This window comes from Aphanizomenon sp. UHCC 0183, assembly GCF_009712065.1.
GTDB lineage: Bacteria > Cyanobacteriota > Cyanobacteriia > Cyanobacteriales > Nostocaceae > Dolichospermum > Dolichospermum heterosporum.
The window spans coordinates 1-16996 of the sequence record NZ_VILC01000022.1 but is presented as its reverse complement, the minus strand read 5'-3'; the positions used below and the strand labels follow the sequence as shown (position 1 = coordinate 16996).

Annotated in this window: 11 protein-coding genes and 1 pseudogene; 11 read left to right on the top strand and 1 reads right to left on the bottom strand. The window is 40.3% G+C overall.

Annotated features, from left to right (window positions below):
• Window positions 1-193: 193 nt before the first annotated feature.
• The 3 genes from FJR37_RS10090 (at window position 194) to modA (ending at window position 2529) form a co-directional block, all read left to right on the top strand.
• Complete coding sequence (locus FJR37_RS10090) at window positions 194-613, top strand: BlaI/MecI/CopY family transcriptional regulator (RefSeq protein ID WP_039201410.1); 420 nt, start codon at window positions 194-196, stop codon at window positions 611-613.
• A gap of 4 nt (window positions 614-617) precedes the next feature.
• Window positions 618-1451 carry a M56 family metallopeptidase gene (locus FJR37_RS10085; RefSeq protein ID WP_174763411.1) on the top strand — a complete coding sequence of 278 codons (834 nt, stop codon included), beginning with the start codon at window positions 618-620 and terminating at the stop codon, window positions 1449-1451.
• A 283-nt stretch (window positions 1452-1734) separates the two neighbouring features.
• Window positions 1735-2529: a molybdate ABC transporter substrate-binding protein gene (modA, locus tag FJR37_RS10080; RefSeq protein ID WP_168465937.1), complete on the top strand. Its 795-nt coding sequence runs from the start codon at window positions 1735-1737 to the stop codon at window positions 2527-2529.
• Between the two features lie 244 nt (window positions 2530-2773).
• On the opposite strand, the pseudogene FJR37_RS10075 reads toward modA, so the two are convergent.
• Window positions 2774-2983: pseudogene (locus FJR37_RS10075) on the bottom strand (molybdopterin-binding protein).
• Window positions 2984-3169: 186 nt separating this feature from the next.
• On the opposite strand from FJR37_RS10075, the gene modB reads away from it, so the two are divergent.
• The 8 genes from modB to FJR37_RS10035 all read left to right on the top strand — a co-directional run bounded on the left by modB (window position 3170) and on the right by FJR37_RS10035 (window position 16743).
• Window positions 3170-4966, top strand: a complete 1797-nt coding sequence (gene modB, locus FJR37_RS10070) for a molybdate ABC transporter permease subunit (protein WP_168465936.1) — start codon at window positions 3170-3172, stop codon at window positions 4964-4966.
• A gap of 690 nt (window positions 4967-5656) precedes the next feature.
• A complete protein-coding gene (locus FJR37_RS10065; protein WP_039202610.1) occupies window positions 5657-7285 on the top strand; it encodes a peptide chain release factor 3 in 1629 nt (542 codons plus the stop codon).
• A gap of 224 nt (window positions 7286-7509) precedes the next feature.
• On the top strand, window positions 7510-9636 hold the full coding sequence (locus FJR37_RS10060) for a zinc metalloprotease HtpX (protein ID WP_168465964.1): 2127 nt from the start codon (window positions 7510-7512) through the stop codon (window positions 9634-9636).
• Between the two features lie 480 nt (window positions 9637-10116).
• On the top strand, window positions 10117-10632 hold the full coding sequence (locus FJR37_RS10055) for an RNA-binding protein (protein WP_039202611.1): 516 nt from the start codon (window positions 10117-10119) through the stop codon (window positions 10630-10632).
• An 843-nt stretch (window positions 10633-11475) separates the two neighbouring features.
• A complete protein-coding gene (locus tag FJR37_RS10050) occupies window positions 11476-12744 on the top strand; it encodes a glycosyltransferase family 1 protein (RefSeq protein ID WP_168465935.1) in 1269 nt (422 codons plus the stop codon).
• Window positions 12745-13352: 608 nt separating this feature from the next.
• Window positions 13353-13628 (top strand): hypothetical protein, encoded by a 276-nt coding sequence (locus tag FJR37_RS26945; protein ID WP_027402957.1) that lies wholly within the window; start codon window positions 13353-13355, stop codon window positions 13626-13628.
• Between the two features lie 196 nt (window positions 13629-13824).
• Window positions 13825-14781 (top strand): hypothetical protein, encoded by a 957-nt coding sequence (locus tag FJR37_RS10040; protein ID WP_168465934.1) that lies wholly within the window; start codon window positions 13825-13827, stop codon window positions 14779-14781.
• Between the two features lie 213 nt (window positions 14782-14994).
• Window positions 14995-16743: an NFACT family protein gene (locus FJR37_RS10035; RefSeq protein WP_168465933.1), complete on the top strand. Its 1749-nt coding sequence runs from the start codon at window positions 14995-14997 to the stop codon at window positions 16741-16743.
• The last annotated feature ends 253 nt before the right edge of the window (window positions 16744-16996 follow it).

Here is a 16996-nt window from a genome sequence, read left to right as displayed (position 1 = left end):
AGGGGTAGGGGAGGTAGGGGGGTAGGGGGGTAGGGGGGTAGGGGGGTAGGGGAGGTAGGGGCGCAGGGCCTGCGCCCAATCAGGAGTCAGGAGGAAGAATTAGAGGGAGGCAAGAATAATATTAAATCTGAAAAAGTGACCGATAAATAAACCTGGAAGAGATAAAATCCAGATGACATCTTCAATTATCAATATGGCTCCTTTACCCGATTATCGTCCCAAACAAATGTCTCTTGGTCCATTGGAAGCAGAAATTCTCAATATCGTCTGGGAACTGAATTCTGTTACTGTCAAAGATGTACACGATCGCATTTTAGCTGATCCTAACCGCGAATTGGCTTATACTTCTGTAACTACAGTTCTACGTCGGTTGACAGAAAAAGGCTGGTTAGCTTGCAATAAACAAGGAAAAGCCTTTTATTGGCAGCCTTTACTGACTAAGCAACAAGCAGAGGTAATTAAGGCACATGATCAACTACAGCGATTTTTAGCAGTGGGAAATCCTGATGTGATTGCGGCATTTGCTGATAGTTTAGATCAAGCTGCTAGTGACCAAATCGAAGCGATCGCTAAACGCATCCAAGCAGCACGGGAAGCTAGAGGAGAAAAGTAACATTATGCACTTACTCATGATTGTCACCGCTGTTACCATTGCTTGGTGGTTGCGATTCTTTGGCGAAATTCCCCAGGGAAATTGGCATTTACGCTGGCAGAAAACCCTATTTTTATTCCTTTTTCCCCCCTTACTCATCTTCATGACAGTCACCTCTGTAGTCTGCATGGGGACCCAGGGAAAAATGGGGGGAATGTATACCGACTCTTTTAGCTATCTCCTCGCCTTAATTTTTCTGGGATTTTTTAATATCTTTGGTATCAAACTAGCTTTTCAGGGCTGGAAAGCCATTCAATCTGCCCGTGAATGTCCCCAAATTACCCTAAATGGTAAATCTGCCCGACTCCTAGAAACTCAAGCTTTATTTGCTGGACAAATGGGTTTTTGGCAACCTGAATTAGTGGTTAGTCAAGGACTACTACAAATTCTCTCTCCAGCCCATCTAGAAAGTGTTTTAGCCCACGAGCAAGGGCATTATCAGTATAGGGATACGTTTTGGTTCTTTTGGCTGGGCTGGATGCGTTCTTGTACCGCCTGGTTGCCGAATACAGAGCCTTTATGGCAAGAATTATTAGTTTTGCGAGAATTACGGGCTGATAGTTACGCCGCATCCCAAGTAGATCCTCTAATACTAGCAGAATCTTTGTTATTGGTCGTTAGCAACAACTCCATTACCTCAGATATTTGTTGTGCGGCTTTGGGGACAGGCGATCGCTTGGAACAAAGAATAGAAGCCTTATTAACACCACCTGAACCAATACCAGCAGCACAATTGCCATCCTGGCGGATTTTTCTCCTCGCCTTTCTCCCCCTAATTACAGTCATATTTCATACTTGAATGATTTCCTCTCTATTTTCTAGAGAGGAGGAAAAAACTCAAGTGCTATAACTACCAACTAAGTTGGTAAATATTATAGATATTTTATAGATACTTATTCATATAATCTGGCAAAAAGTAATCTTAAATACAGTTTATGTGCAATTTTTAAGATAAATCATCTTAGATAAGTTTATTTTCTCAATGTAGTTTTACCAAGATAATTGGTAATTAATATAGTAATCTTGGTGAAAGTATACCAAGTTAACACCAGCACTAAAAATTTCCCCCATCCTGTTTACCAATGAAAAGCAGAAAATTATTAATCTTTATTAGTACAGTGTTAGCCACTTTGCTGCTGACAATTGGCTTACCCAGCCTAATTTCATCGCCGATTTTTGCACAATCTAGTACAAACTTAATTATATCCGCCGCTGCTAGTTTAAAAGAGGTACTAGAAGAAATTAAACCCCTTTACCAACAAAGTAAAACAAACGTCAAAATAAATTATAACTTTGGTAGTTCCGGTGCATTACAGCAGCAAATAGAACAAGGTGCGCCTGCGGATATTTTTATATCTGCGGCAAAAAAACAAGTAGATGCTTTAGAAAAAAAAGGACTTTTAGTTACAGGAACTCGGAATATCATTGCTAAAAACAAATTAGTTTTGGTAGTCCCTAAAAATGCCGTTGGTATCACTAGTTTCTACAATCTTAAAGATGCCAAAGTCAAAAAAATTGCTATTGGTGAACCCAGAACTGTACCCGCAGGACAATATGGACAACAAGTATTAGAAAAGTTAAAAATTTGGTCAGAAATTAAATCAAAATTGGTTTTTGCAAATAACGTGCGTCAGGTTTTAGCATCTGTAGAAACTGGTAATGTTGATGCAGGGTTAGTTTATATAACTGATGCCAAAATCTCTGATAAAGTCAAAGTTGTAGTTACAGCCGATGAAAAATACCACTCTCCCATTATTTATCCCTTAGCAGTTATTAAAGGTAGCAAAAATGTTGATACTGCTAAAGAATTTTCTCAATTTTTATCTAGCAATCAAGCTAAAGCTGTATTCAGAAAATATGGGTTTATTCTGCCTTAGCCATCGGTGAAATTTTAGATCCCCGACTTCTTTATCAATTCTGATTTATTATCAGAAGTCGGGGATCTTACCCAGAATTAGGTACAGCAGGAAAGAATTAACCGCAGATAGAAGATGATGGACGCGGATAAACGCAGATAAGTTTGTACTTTAATAGTCCAGAAACCGCTATATATTTAATTGCTAAAATCGGTTTAGAGATGTTATATATAACGTCTCTAAATTATTGTATTGTCTGACTACTTTAGTCAATGGCAATGATTACATCAGTTGATTTAACAATTGCATATACCTCTTTACCTTCGACAAGGTTGAGATTTTATGCTGATGATTTGGTAATGATTGATGTCACTTCTATACCAGGTGCAAGTTCTACTATTACTTCCGTATTTACAGAACCAGCGATAACTTGTTTGACAGTACCTTTCAGAGCATTACGCGCACTAACTTGCATTTTCAATTTCCTTACAAAGACTTTAATCCTACATGAAAAATAGTCGCAGTATCAAATAAATTTACAATACTTAAGATTTCTACCAAAATTTTTGGTAGGATTGTCCTGAAATATTGCCATTTCAAGGTATAATACCAACCAAGTTGACCTAAATCAATTTAACTATGTAGTCAAACTGGGAAAACTATGCCACAGGATTTATCACCGCTTTGGATATCGTTAAAAACGGCTTTATTAGCAACATTTATCACTTTCTTTTTGGGTATATTTGCTGCTTATTGGATGTTGGGATATCGTGGTAAAGGTAAGTCTTTAATTGAGGGGATATTTGTCGCACCGTTGATTTTACCCCCCACTGTGGTTGGGTTTTTACTGCTGATATTCTTTGGGAAAAATGGTCCAGTGGGTAAACTACTAGAACCCTTCAATACGACAGTTGTATTTACTTGGTATGGTGGGGCGATCGCTGCTATAGTAGTTTCATTCCCATTGATGTATAAAACTGCATTAGCAGCTTTTAGTCAAATTGATACCAATTTACTGCGCGTAGCCAGAACATTAGGTGCGAAAGAATTGACAATTTTTTGGCGGATTAGTTTACCCCTAGCATTTCCGGGGATTATTGCTGCTACCACCTTAGCATTTGCGCGGGCTTTAGGTGAATTTGGGGCAACTTTGATGTTAGCAGGAAATATCCCTGGACAAACGCAAACTATACCAATGGCGATATATTTCGCAGTGGAAGCTGGGGCAATGAATGAAGCTTGGTTTTGGTCAATTACCATGATGATCATTTCCCTTTCAGGGATTATTCTAGCTAATTTTTGGCAAGAACTTGCATATAAATCAAGATTGACAAAACCATCTCAAAATCAAATAGAATTAGCAAATAAATCTTCTTTATTATTAGAAGATTCTTCCCCAAATGGCTTATTTTTAGATATTGACAAAAGACTGGCTAATTTTCATCTTCAAGTTACCTTAAATACTGATAATCAACCATTGGGATTATTGGGAGGTTCTGGGGCAGGAAAAAGTATGATTTTGCGTTGTATTGCTGGCATAGAAACACCAAATAAAGGACAAATAGTTTTAAATAATCGGGTATTATTTGACTCAGAAAAGAAAATTGATCTGCCCATTCATCAACGCCGAATTGGTTTTTTATTCCAAAACTATGCCCTATTTCCACATATTACTGTGGCGGAAAATATCGCTTTTGGCATACCCAAATCTGTAAACGTTAAGGAAGAAGTAGAAAAACAGTTAATAACCATGCAATTACAAGGATTTGGCGATCGCTATCCGCACCAACTTTCTGGGGGACAACAGCAACGGGTAGCATTAGCTAGGGCTTTAGCAAGCAAACCAGAAGCACTACTTTTAGATGAACCATTTTCCGCTTTAGATACCCATCTTCGCAGTCAATTAGAACAACAAGTTACAGAAATCCTCGATGATTATTCTGGAGTAACTTTGTTTGTTACTCATAATATGGAAGAAGCCTATCGGCTATGTCCCAATCTGTTAGTATTAGAACAGGGAAAAGAAGCACATCATGGTTCTAAATATGAGATTTTTCAACATCCTGCAAGTATAAATGTCGCCCAACTTACAGGTTGTAAAAACTTTTCCCGTGCTAGTATTTTATCTCCTCAACAAATAGAAGCAATTGATTGGGATTGTACTCTCCAAGTCAGAGAAAAAATGCCTTCAGCATTATCTCATGTTGGTATTCGCGCTCATCATTTAATTTTCACTAAAGATCCTCAAAAAGTAAACACCTTTCCCTGTTATTTAGTGCGTACCAGTGAAACACCTCACCGCATGACAGTATTTCTCAAACTACATTCTTTTGGTAATCATCCCCATGATTATCACTTACAAGGAGAAATATATAAAGAAAAATGGGAAAATATTCAAAATCAACCTTTTCCCTGGTATGTGCAATTAGAACCTTCGCAATTACTCTTAATGGATTGACACTCTCAGAGGATGTTTGAAAAGTATCAGAATTAATCGAGACGTTAAGTTGACACCAATGAGCTTTTGCTTTACCCCTACACATCTGGGTTCTTTGTCATTTGGTAAAAGTTTAAATCTCACCCGTGTTTAGGAATGTGAATTAAATAAAGTGCAAAAGTAGGGTGTGTTAGCGACAGCGTAACGCACCATTCCAGGTTACATCAGAATTGCAGGTTATTAAATTTGCGTTCCTAAGTTGCTGAGAACTTACAAACTATTGGGAAAACTTTAATTAATTGAGGAGTCACCGAGTCAGAAAGAATTAGAGACTTCCAAGAAATAAATTATCCTGATTAACGAACCACGGAGGCGCAGAGGACACAGAGGAATAAGGGTTTGAGAGATTTTTGCGTTAGGTGGTTTATCGGTTGTCAAGAGATTGCTTCCTTTCACTCGCAATGACAACTCATGCAGCACAGGTTTATTAGAGACTTCCAATCAAAAAAATATCCCAAAATTTCTTGTGGTGCGGGACGAATTGCCCGCTAATCATCAAGGACGGGCAAGGATGCCCATCCCACAAAATTGGATCATTTTTTTGTGGAGTTCTCTTAAGGAATAATGGGCGAATACTATACTGTTCCCTATTCCCTGTTCCCTGCTCCTAAAAAAGATTACATTTAATGAAGTTACAAAGAAATTACAGATATGTCCATTGAACTGCAAACAGAACTAGGTCAAGCGGTGGAACAGCGTCGCAACTTTGCGATTATTTCTCACCCTGATGCTGGTAAAACTACACTGACAGAAAAACTATTATTATACGGGGGTGCTATTCACGAAGCTGGAGCAGTAAAAGCCCGCAGAGACCAGCGCAAAGTCACTTCTGACTGGATGGCAATGGAACAACAACGGGGAATTTCCGTAACTTCTACGGTATTACAATTTGCCTATCGTAACTGTCAAATTAATTTACTCGACACTCCTGGACACCAAGATTTTAGTGAGGACACCTATCGGACTTTGGCAGCGGCAGATAATGCGGTCATGCTGATTGATGCGGCTAAAGGTTTAGAACCGCAAACTCGGAAATTGTTTGAAGTCTGTAAAATGCGGGGGATTCCCATTTTCACCTTTGTGAATAAACTTGACCGTCCAGGTAGAGAACCTATAGATTTGTTGGATGAAATTGAGAAAGAACTGGGATTACAGACCTATGCAGTGAATTGGCCTATTGGCATGGGCGATCGCTTTAAAGGCGTATTTGACCGCCAACAACAGCAAGTTCATTTATTTGAACGGAGTTCTCATGGTAGTAAGGAAGCAAGGGAAACTGTTCTTAATATAGGCGATCCCCGACTAGAAACCTTACTAGAAAAAGAACTTTACCACCAATTAAAAGACGAATTAGAACTCTTAGAAGGAGTTTGTCCAGAACTGGATTTAGACCTGGTACACGCCGGCAAAATGACACCAGTATTTTTTGGTAGCGCCATGACCAACTTTGGGGTGGAATTATTCCTGGAAAACTTCCTCGACTTTGCCCTGAAACCAGGTACACATAGCAGCAGCGTCGGCGATATTCCACCTACCTATCCAGAATTTACCGGATTTATTTTCAAACTCCAAGCCAACATGGACCCCAAACACCGGGATAGGGTAGCTTTTGTCCGGGTTTGCACAGGCAAGTTTGAAAAAGATATGACAGTAAATCATGCTCGAACTGGTAAAGTTGTCCGTCTATCTCGTCCGCAAAAACTATTTGCCCAAGAAAGAGAATCTATTGATGTCGCTTATCCAGGGGACGTGATTGGTTTAAATAATCCGGGTGTTTTCGCAATTGGCGATACTATTTATACAGGACAAAAACTAGAATATGAGGGAATTCCTTATTTTTCACCGGAACTTTTTGCTACTTTGAGAAACCCCAACCCGTCGAAATTTAAGCAGTTTCAAAAAGGTGTTTCTGAATTGCGAGAAGAAGGTGCTGTACAAATTATGTATTCAACTGATGAATCCAAGCGTGACCCAATCTTAGCAGCGGTTGGTCAGTTGCAATTTGAGGTAGTCCAGTTCCGCTTACAAAATGAGTATGGTGTAGAAACCATTCTTGATTTATTACCCTACAGTGTCGCCCGTTGGGTTTCTGGTGGTTGGGAAGCCTTAAAACAGGTAGGACGTTTATTTAATACCACCACTGTTAAAGATAGCATGGGACGACCTGTGTTGTTATTCCGCAATGAATGGAATTGTCAACAATTAGAGGGTGATCATCCAGGATTGAAGTTAAGTGCGATCGCACCCGTCTTTTCCCATCAACAATCAGTAGAAAGTTAGAGTCACCGAGTCAGGGGAGACAAGAGGCAAGAGGCAAGAGGCAAGAGGCAAGAGGCAAGAGGCAAGAGGCAAAAGGCAAGAGGCAAGAGGCAATAATTCCCTGTTCCCTGTTCCCTATTCCCTATTCCCTGTTCCCTGTTCCCTATTCCCTATTTCTAATTATCAGGGTATATCAACGAGCGTGCTATTTGTCACCGAGAACAGATTGGAGTACCAAAGTTTGTATGCCTTCCTATGCTGAATCATGTTTAGAGGCTGGTTTAGCTGCCCTCAAGCAGGGGAATTACTATACAGCGATCGCTAACCTTGAACCACTAGCCAAAAATCAAACCGAAGAGAAGATTTGTTTACAGGCACAAGTGGGGTTAGTTATGTCCTATGCCCGCACTGGCGAAATCTCCAAAGCGATCGTCCTGTGCCAAAATTTGATCGCCAATAGTAGTCCCCAAGTTCAAGAGTGGTCAAAACTTGCTCTTGAACACCTGCATAAACGCAAAAACCAGCAGAAAAAATCCCGCAAACCGAAGACTGGAATTATTTCCAGTTTAACCAATTCCTCACAACAGCCACAAACCGCCTATGTTGGGGCTGATGGTAATAATAATATTCAACCCGTTAGCATTTATTGGCGAAATGCTAGACGCGCTAAAGTTTGGCAACCCCTACGCAAGCCTAATATTATCCCCTCCCGACTGCTTGCCCTCTTCACATTCATGGCACTATTTTGGACGTGCCGAGAAGTGCTGAAATTTGTATTGAGTTCAATTAATCAAATTCTATATCAACTGCCATACTTAGAACCCATCCAGATTTTATATCGAGATTCTAGTAACTTGATTTTAGGGTTATTTATAATCTTAATGGTATCGTCTCCTTGGTTACTCGACTGGGTGCTAACGAGATTTTCTGGCCAAGAAGAGTTGCCCAAAGAAAAATTAAACTCCTACAGTCGGGAAACAGTAAGGGTATTACAAAGGGCTTGTCAACAGCGGCACTGGAATACCCCCCAACTGAGGATACTACCAATTGCTGCCCCCATGATCATCAGTTATGGCAACCTGCCCCGCACAGCCAGAATAACTGTTAGTCAAGGCTTATTAGAACAACTGGCAGATGATGAAATAGCTGCTATTTATGCTTTATCCTTGGGGCAAATTGGGCGTTGGGACTTTGCAGTGATGTCCCTAGTGTTACTCGTAACCATGCCATTTTATGGCATATATCAGCAAGTGTCAGTTTGGGAAAATCAACATCACAGTAAAATTTGGTGTTGGCTAGGTACAGCTTTAGCCGCCATTAACTATGGAATTTGGTGTCTGTTTACAGGCACAGCCTTACTTAATTCTCGGTTGCGACTTTACCATAGCGATCGCCTGTCCGCAGAAATTACTGGTAATCCCAATGGACTAATTCGCGCCTTATTGAAAATATCCATTGGTGTAGCTCATGATGTCGGACTAAAAGAACAGACCTGTTGGCAGTTAGAAAGCCTGAATCTGCTTTCGCCCGTCGCATACCAGCACAGCATAATTTTGGGTAGCACCGCTGGTCATCTACCTTTTGAATCATTTTTAAAATGGGAAAATTTTCATCCCTACCGTCAATGGTTAACAATCAACAGTTGTCATCCAGCAATAGGCGATCGCATCGAACGTCTTTGTGAAATAGCCCGCCATTGGCATTTAGACACCGAATTATATCAAACAACCCCATCACAACCCATCCTCATTAAGCCCCAAACCTTCTGTTTACAAATTGCCCCTTGGTTGGGAATCCCCCTTGGTTTTCTCTTCGCCTGTCTGATTTGGTTAGTTTGGCAAACAGCATACACCTTACATTTGTTAAACTTAAAATGGATTTATGATAATTGGTCTTTTGTTACAGGTTGTATGTTAATTGGTTTTAGCATTGGCACAGTCATGCGAATAAATGCTTTATTTCCCGAAATTATCCCTGCAAATGTTCAAAAAGACGAAAACTTGATCAACTTATTAGCAGATCCAGCAATTTTACCAATTGATAGCACTAAAATCCGTTTTACTGGTAAACTGTTAGGCCGTCCCGGAATTGGTAATTGTTTAGCACAAGACCTAATCCTCCAAACTAGCCAAGGTTTAATGAAACTACATCATATTCCCTGGTTAGGAAAGTCATTCAATCCTCAAGACTTGATTGGTAGACAAATCACTGTCACAGGTTGGTTACGACGTGGGACAACTCCCTGGATTGATATCCAAACCCTAGAAACCCAAAGTGGCAAAAAAATTCATAGCCCTCATCCCATTTGGTCTACTGTCGTCGCAGTCGTTGCCCAAGCTTGGGGCGCTTATATTATGCTCACAGGGTCTTAGTCAGTGGTCAGTTGTCATTGGGGAGAAATATTCCCCCTGCCCCCTGCCTCTTTTATCTATTGCGTTAAAAATGCGTTTTATGTTACGATAAGATAATATTATTGGCTATTGGCGGAAAAATTTCTGCTGAACTAGCCGCGTGGAAAATACCATGATAATGTTAAGGAATGGTATTTTGTTCTGCGGGCAAGAATTAAGAAGAATGAATTTACTGTGGTGGATAGTTGGCTATTAAATTAACAATTCCTAAAATTAAAGTTATATTAGCCCACGATTGCATAATTGCTTTCGTGCCAAATAAGCTTGATCCCAACAAAAAACTGTATTCTATAAGTTGATAGCATGACTCACGCCACGCTACACTATCAGATTGCAGAAATTGGTTTGTGGCAGTTTTAGTCCATAGTATCTATTCAAAAACCAAAGCCAATTTATTGTTTTTGTCTTGCCCTGTTTAATCCCAATTCGGAGGTATGTTCCATGTCCATTCGCCTATATATAGGAAATTTGCCCAAAGAAGAAATAGATCGTCAAGATTTGCAAGCTGTATTTGCAGAAGAAGGCGATGCTGTCACCACCAAACTAATTAAAGACCGGAAAACAGGCAAATGCCGGGGTTTTGGGTTTTTAACAGTGAATAATGACGAACAAGCAGATCAAATTATTGAAAAATATAATGGTCAAATGTTCAAAGATACACCTATCAAGCTAGAAAAGGCTTTACCACGGACTAAAGGTGAGGAAGGTGAAGAACAACCACAACAACAGGTTCCCAAACCAATTATCCAAGGTAGTAGTGCCTCTGTTCCTAGCGCCAATAAAGAAGGCAACCGTCGAGATAGAGATAGAAATAAAAAATCTCGACGTGGTAGCGGTGGTGGTAGTGCGCGTGAGACTACTACTAGCGTTGATAACGAAGCTTTCCGTCCAGATCCCCGTTGGGCAGCGGATTTAGAAAAGCTAAAACAAATGCTGTCAGCACAAACTACCAACTAAATTGTCTGTTTAGTCACGAAAGTCCGAATTTAATCAACAAGCAGTGCAGGTAGCCATATCAGGTTATCTGCACTATTTGTTTTGGCGATTTTTGTAGTTTGACCGAAAAATTTTAGATTTTATAGCAGGAGTCAGGAGGTAGGGGCGCGGGCCCCGCGCCCAGTCAGGAGTTAGGAGTAAAAACCTGTTGTGGTCGGAGTTTCATGATTAATTTATGTCCTAACCACCTTGACCGTTGCTATAGATGAAAAAAATTTGGTACAAGCCTCGTCCTGAAAAACGGAAAAATACTCGCTGCGCTAACGTCAATCTAAAATCGTGTGACGGTATGATTACACAAAATTTGTGATTTTTTAGGAAAACTGTATCTAAATTAACAAAAATTTTCACAATGTAGGAATAGTATAAGCTAATACAATTAGCTTAATTAAATCAAGGGTTTTGAAAGTAATGGTAATTAAGGTGATATTTTCGGCGATTTGATTTTGATGTATTGACTTTAAGGAAAATTATTTTGATTGCTTGAACCTTGTAAATAATCAACTGTAAATATCTAACTTATGATGTGGCGTTGCTACTTCAGATAGGTTTTATCATGGATTAACTAATATATCATGATAGATAATATCTGTTTGTCTATATCAAAAGATAGGCAACAATATCTATCAAGGGTATTAAATATAAATATAGAAAGTGGGGAAAATTAACCAACATTTGGGCAATAGTTAAAATATAATAAATATTAATTATTCAAAATTCCCCGCAAAAACACAGATTTCAGTTTAATAAGCGCAAGTTGAAAATTCACTCCCATATTGTTGAAATCGGAAACAGAAAAAATCTATGAAAGCTACCACTAAAAAACACATTGCTTTAATTTCAGTTCATGGTGATCCAGCGATTGAAATAGGCAGAGAAGAGGCAGGAGGACAAAATGTTTATGTCCGCCAAGTGGGTGAAGCCCTGGCACAGCTAGGATGGCAGGTAGATATGTTTAGCCGGAGGGTCAGTGCTGATCAAGAAAGGATAGTGCAACATAACCCTAATTGTCGGACTATTCGGTTAACCGCAGGTCCGGTGGAATTTGTGCCAAGAGATCAGGGTTTTCAATATTTGCCAGATTTCGTCTTTCAGTTACTAGAATTTCAAAAAGAAGCTGGGATTCATTATGATTTAGTGCATACTAATTATTGGTTATCTAGCTGGGTAGGAATGGAACTCAAGAAAAGACAAGGAACTAAACAGGTTCATACTTACCATTCTTTAGGGGTGATCAAATACAACACCATAGAAAATATTCCTCTGGTAGCAAGTCAACGTTTAATAGTAGAAAAACAAGTATTGGAAACAGCGGAAAGAATTGTGGCCACCAGTCCCCAAGAACTGGAACATATGCGATCGCTTGTTTCCCAAAAAGGCAAAATTGATATTATTCCCTGTGGTACAGATATTCAGCAGTTTGGTTCAGTGGAAAGACAAGCTGCCAGAGCTACTTTAGGAATTGATCCAGAAGCTAAAGTGGTGCTATATGTAGGTAGATTTGACCCCCGCAAAGGCATAGAAACCTTGATCAGGGCAATGCGGGAATCTAAGTTTTACGAATCCAAACAATTGCAGTTGATTATTGGTGGTGGCTGTACACCGGGGAATAGTGATGAAAAAGAACGCGATCGCCTTACCGGAATTGTCAACGAATTAGGGATGAATGAATGTACCTCTTTTCCCGGTTGTTTGAGTCGGGAGATATTGCCAGCTTATTACGCCGCTGCGGATATTTGTGTTGTTCCTAGCCACTATGAACCCTTTGGATTGGTAGCTATCGAGGCCATGGCCTGCGGTACACCTGTAGTCGCTAGTGATGTCGGTGGATTACAATTTACCGTTGTCAATGAAGAAACTGGTTTATTAGTACCGCCGCAAAATGTCCCAGCTTTTAACCACGCTATTGATCGGATTCTTGGCAATCCTGTATGGCAACAAGAACTAGGAAAAGCTGCTAAAAAGCGTGTTATCAATAAATTTAGCTGGCATGGTGTAGCTAGTCAGTTAGATGAACTATATACCCAACTGTTGCAACAATCTGTTAAAGAACCCGCATTAGCTAGTAAATAGGTAACAGGCAGAAGGCAGTTGGCAAGGGGCAGGGGGAATATTTATTCCTAATGACAACTGACAATCCGTGCATAGTTGTAAGATAGGAAAGCATCAATTGACACTCTCAGCGGCTAAAGCCTGTGAGATTCTTGGTTCACGGAAACCACTTAATTTAGATTCCTTGCGTTCTCTAAACCAGAGGTGGGGTTCTCCCCAAGCGACTTAGGGTATGCCCTACCCTAGTTGCCTTGCAGCAAGTTCTTTTTTCAGTTGAAGCAAATCCGCTTCAAAATTCTGAGCGCCTAGCACCTGTAAATCTTTTACCTATTACCAGGAGGAAGCTAGAACAACGTAATAGAACCCGATAGATTTAATTGTCAAGGTACAGTGTCTGCGGTTTAGGCAGCAATCGGGTTTTTAAACAGGTTGATTACCCTTCCTGTATAGGCAGTATTATCCATAAAATGCTAAATTATGGCAAGAGAAAATAGAAATTGAGTAAGAATTGATGACGGGGATTAAAATCCTACGAATCGCTTATATCTCACAGGCTTTAGCCTCTGAGCTTTACGCTTACCGGATATTCCTGTAAGCTCTAAACATAGTTGCAGTTAGACGGTGAAATGATGGAAGTTCAAGAAATCAAAAAATTCCCGAAGCCCAGGAAACCAGACAGCGAATCCCAAAATTTTCAGCACGTCAAGATCCTTGACTGCAACGAACCAGTATGCAGGGTAATTTGTGAGTGTTGGCACTGCAAACAGGGGATATTATCTGAGGTAGATGTATCATCTTCACAGTATTTAGAGGTAGAATGCCCAAGTTGTGGGAAAACTGCCGTGAGGTTGATGGCAGAAAAGGTGATTTCCACTACACCTATCCCTTCACCCTGGCAAGGATGAGTGAATTTTAGATTTTAGATTTTGGATTTTGGATTTTGGATGATACTCTTGACGGTTGAGATGTGAACTTTTACAAGATTACGAGCAACCTAGATATGTAGGGGTAAAGCGCAATGCTAAACCCCTGCGTTTTACTAAGTTATCGCCATCACCCAAAAAATGTTAAATTAATAATTCTGTCTTTAAATTAATGTAAATGACTCGCTTTATACATGATCAATTTGCTAAACAATATCTAACGGAATTATTAACGCCTTATGGAGAAGTAGAAACCAGCAAAGATATTACCGCAGAAGTCAGACAAATAGACGTATTATTTATTCCTTCGCCCCAACCAACACAAAGTCTAGAAACACTAGGAATACTGGGGAAAATGGTGACAAATTATGCCATATTTGAACCATTCCGTAATGCCGTCAGCAAAAGTGAAACTCGCAGTTGTATAGGTAAATTGTTTGACATTCATGCAGACCTAGAACGGCAAGCAAAACGTAATAATACGCGAATAAATGAGGCAGAATTAGCTCAATTATGGATTTTTACACCTACAGTATCATCAGAAATCCTAGAGATTTTTCATGGGACTCTGGATGAAACAAACTGGGGAAAAGGTATTTATTTCTTACCAAAAGGATTTAAAACCGTAGTTGTGGCGATTCATCAACTACCGAGTACACCCGAAACACTATTTTTGAGGGTTTTAGGCAAAGGGAAAGTCCAAAGACAAGCAGTAGAAGAATTAGAAGCACTAGCAAATAATAGTCCGTTCCTTTCGGATATTATACAATTAGTACATAACCTAATTGCTGTGTTATCGGCTCGTCAGCGTCAGGAACAAGATATTGATAAAGATGATCAGGAGTTAATTATGAAATTATCGGAAATGTATCAACAACAATTAGAAGAACTAAAAAAACAAGGACTTCAAGAAGGACGACAAGAAGGACGACAAGAAGGACGACAAGAAGGACGACAAGAAGGTATAGAAAGAGAACGACGCGCTATGATTGAAAGTATATTGCAAGTACGTTTTGGTGCAGTTGATTCACAGTTAGCAACAATTATCAACTCTCTAATTGCAATGTCCAGAGAAGAATTCACGCCTTTGCTTCTACAATTGTCTCGTGAGGAATTATTAGCTAGATTTGAGTGAATCTTACAAAAAAAGGGAACAGGGAACAGGGAACAGGGAACAGGGAACAGGGAACAGGGAACAGGGAACAGGGAACAGGGATAAGATTCATTATTCAAAATTTTTGTCTGAAATCAGAGAACATAGACTTAGCAAGCTGAAAAATATTTATTTAATGAACCAAGAAAATAATCAAGAAAAAAGTAATTTTGTCGGGAAAAAGGGGTAATTGTTTTGCAACCCCTGGACTTTACCGCTTTAACCGCCGCTTGTAGCGAAATCCGCGCTAATTGGTTGCCTGCACGCATAGAACAGGTATATCAGCGCGATCGCTTTACCATTGCCATTGCTTTACGAACCTTGAATCAACGGGGTTGGCTGGATATTTCCTGGCATCCTCAAGCCGCCCATATTTGTATTAGTGAACCACCACCACGCGCCCCAGATACTTTTACTTTTAGTCAACAGTTAAAACACCAATTGGGTGGGTTGGCCTTAGTAGGAATTGAAGCGATTTCCCCTTGGGAACGGGTAATTGATTTACAATTTGCCCGTCGTCCTGAAGAAACAGCCCTGTATCACCTTTATGCGGAAGTGATGGGCAAATATAGTAATGTGATTTTAACTGATGCTAGTAATGAAATTATCACTGCTGCCCATCAAGTTAGTCACCAACAATCTAGTGTTCGTCCGATTCAAACTGGACAAAATTACGAAACACCACCGAAACTGACGGGAAAAGTCCCCAATTTAAGCGAATCTATCGAACGCTGGCAAGAACGGGTAAGTTTAGTCCCCGGAGGTATTAAACGTCAGTTACTCAAAAGTTATAGTGGTTTAAGTTCGGCTTTGCTAGACACGATGCTGTTAGCGGCAGATATCATCCCAGATACGAATACTGACGAACTTACTCCCCAAGATTGGCAAAATTTATTTCAACGTTGGCAAGAATGGTTACAGGCTTTAGATTCAGGTAAATTCCAACCTGCTTGGACAGAAAATGGATATACGGTGATGGGTTGGGGTGGAGTTGCACCCACAAAGAATATCCAAGAGTTACTTTACCGTTATTATTCTGATCAACTGAATGAACAGTTATTTGGGCAACTGCGTCATCAATTAAGTCAGAAATTGTTGAATATTTTGGGGAAGTTACGCACCAAAGCGAAAACTTTTAGCGATCGCCTGCAACAATCAGATCAAGCTGAAGAATATCGTCAAAAAGCTGACTTATTAATGGCTAACCTGCACCATTGGCAACCGGGAATGCAGGAAATTATTCTACCAGATTTTGAAACCGAACAGCCAATTGCGATCGCTCTTTTGCCCGATAAAAACGCCGTCCAAAATGCCCAAAAGCTTTATAAACAGCACCAAAAACTCAAACGCGCCCGTGCGGCTGTTGAACCGCTACTATTTGCAGTTCAAGCAGAAATTGACTATCTTGAACAAGTAGAAGCGGCAATTTCGCAAATAGACAAATACCAAAATCCAGAAGATTTACAAGCCTTAGAAGAAATCCGTGATGAACTCATTGGGCAAAAATATCTAGAAGACCTAGAATATCGCAGCCGTAGCAGCAACGACACCCCCGGCACTAATTTTCATCGTTACCGCAGTCCGAGTGGCTTTGAAGTCCTCATTGGTCGTAATAACATCCAAAATGATCAACTAACATTCCGTGTCGCTGGAGACTATGATTTGTGGTTTCACGCCCAAGAAATTCCTGGGAGTCATGTTCTCCTTCGTCTAGAACCGGGTACAGTGGCGGAAGAAGCTGATTTACAATTTACGGCCAATCTAGCAGGTTATTTCAGTCGCGCCCGTCAAAGTGACCAAGTACCAGTAGTTTACACCCAACCCAAGCACGTCTACAAACCCAAAGGCACTAAACCAGGACTTGTGGTTTATAAACAAGAAACGATTATTTGGGGAAAACCGCAATTGGTCAGTGGTCAGTGGTCAGTGGTCAGTTGTCATTAGTCAGTTGTCAGTTGTCAGTTGTCAGTTGTCAGTGGTCAGTTGTCAGTTGTCAGTTGCCATTGGTCAGTTGTCAGTTGTCAGTTGTCAGTTGTCAGTTGTCAGTTGTCATTGGGAAAATTCTTTCTCCCCCCCTACTTCCCCTACTTCCCCTACTCCCCCAACTCCCCCTACTTCCCCTACTTCCCCAACTCCCCCAACTCCCCCAACTCCCCCAACTCCCCCAACTCCCCCAACTCCCCCTACTTCCCCTACT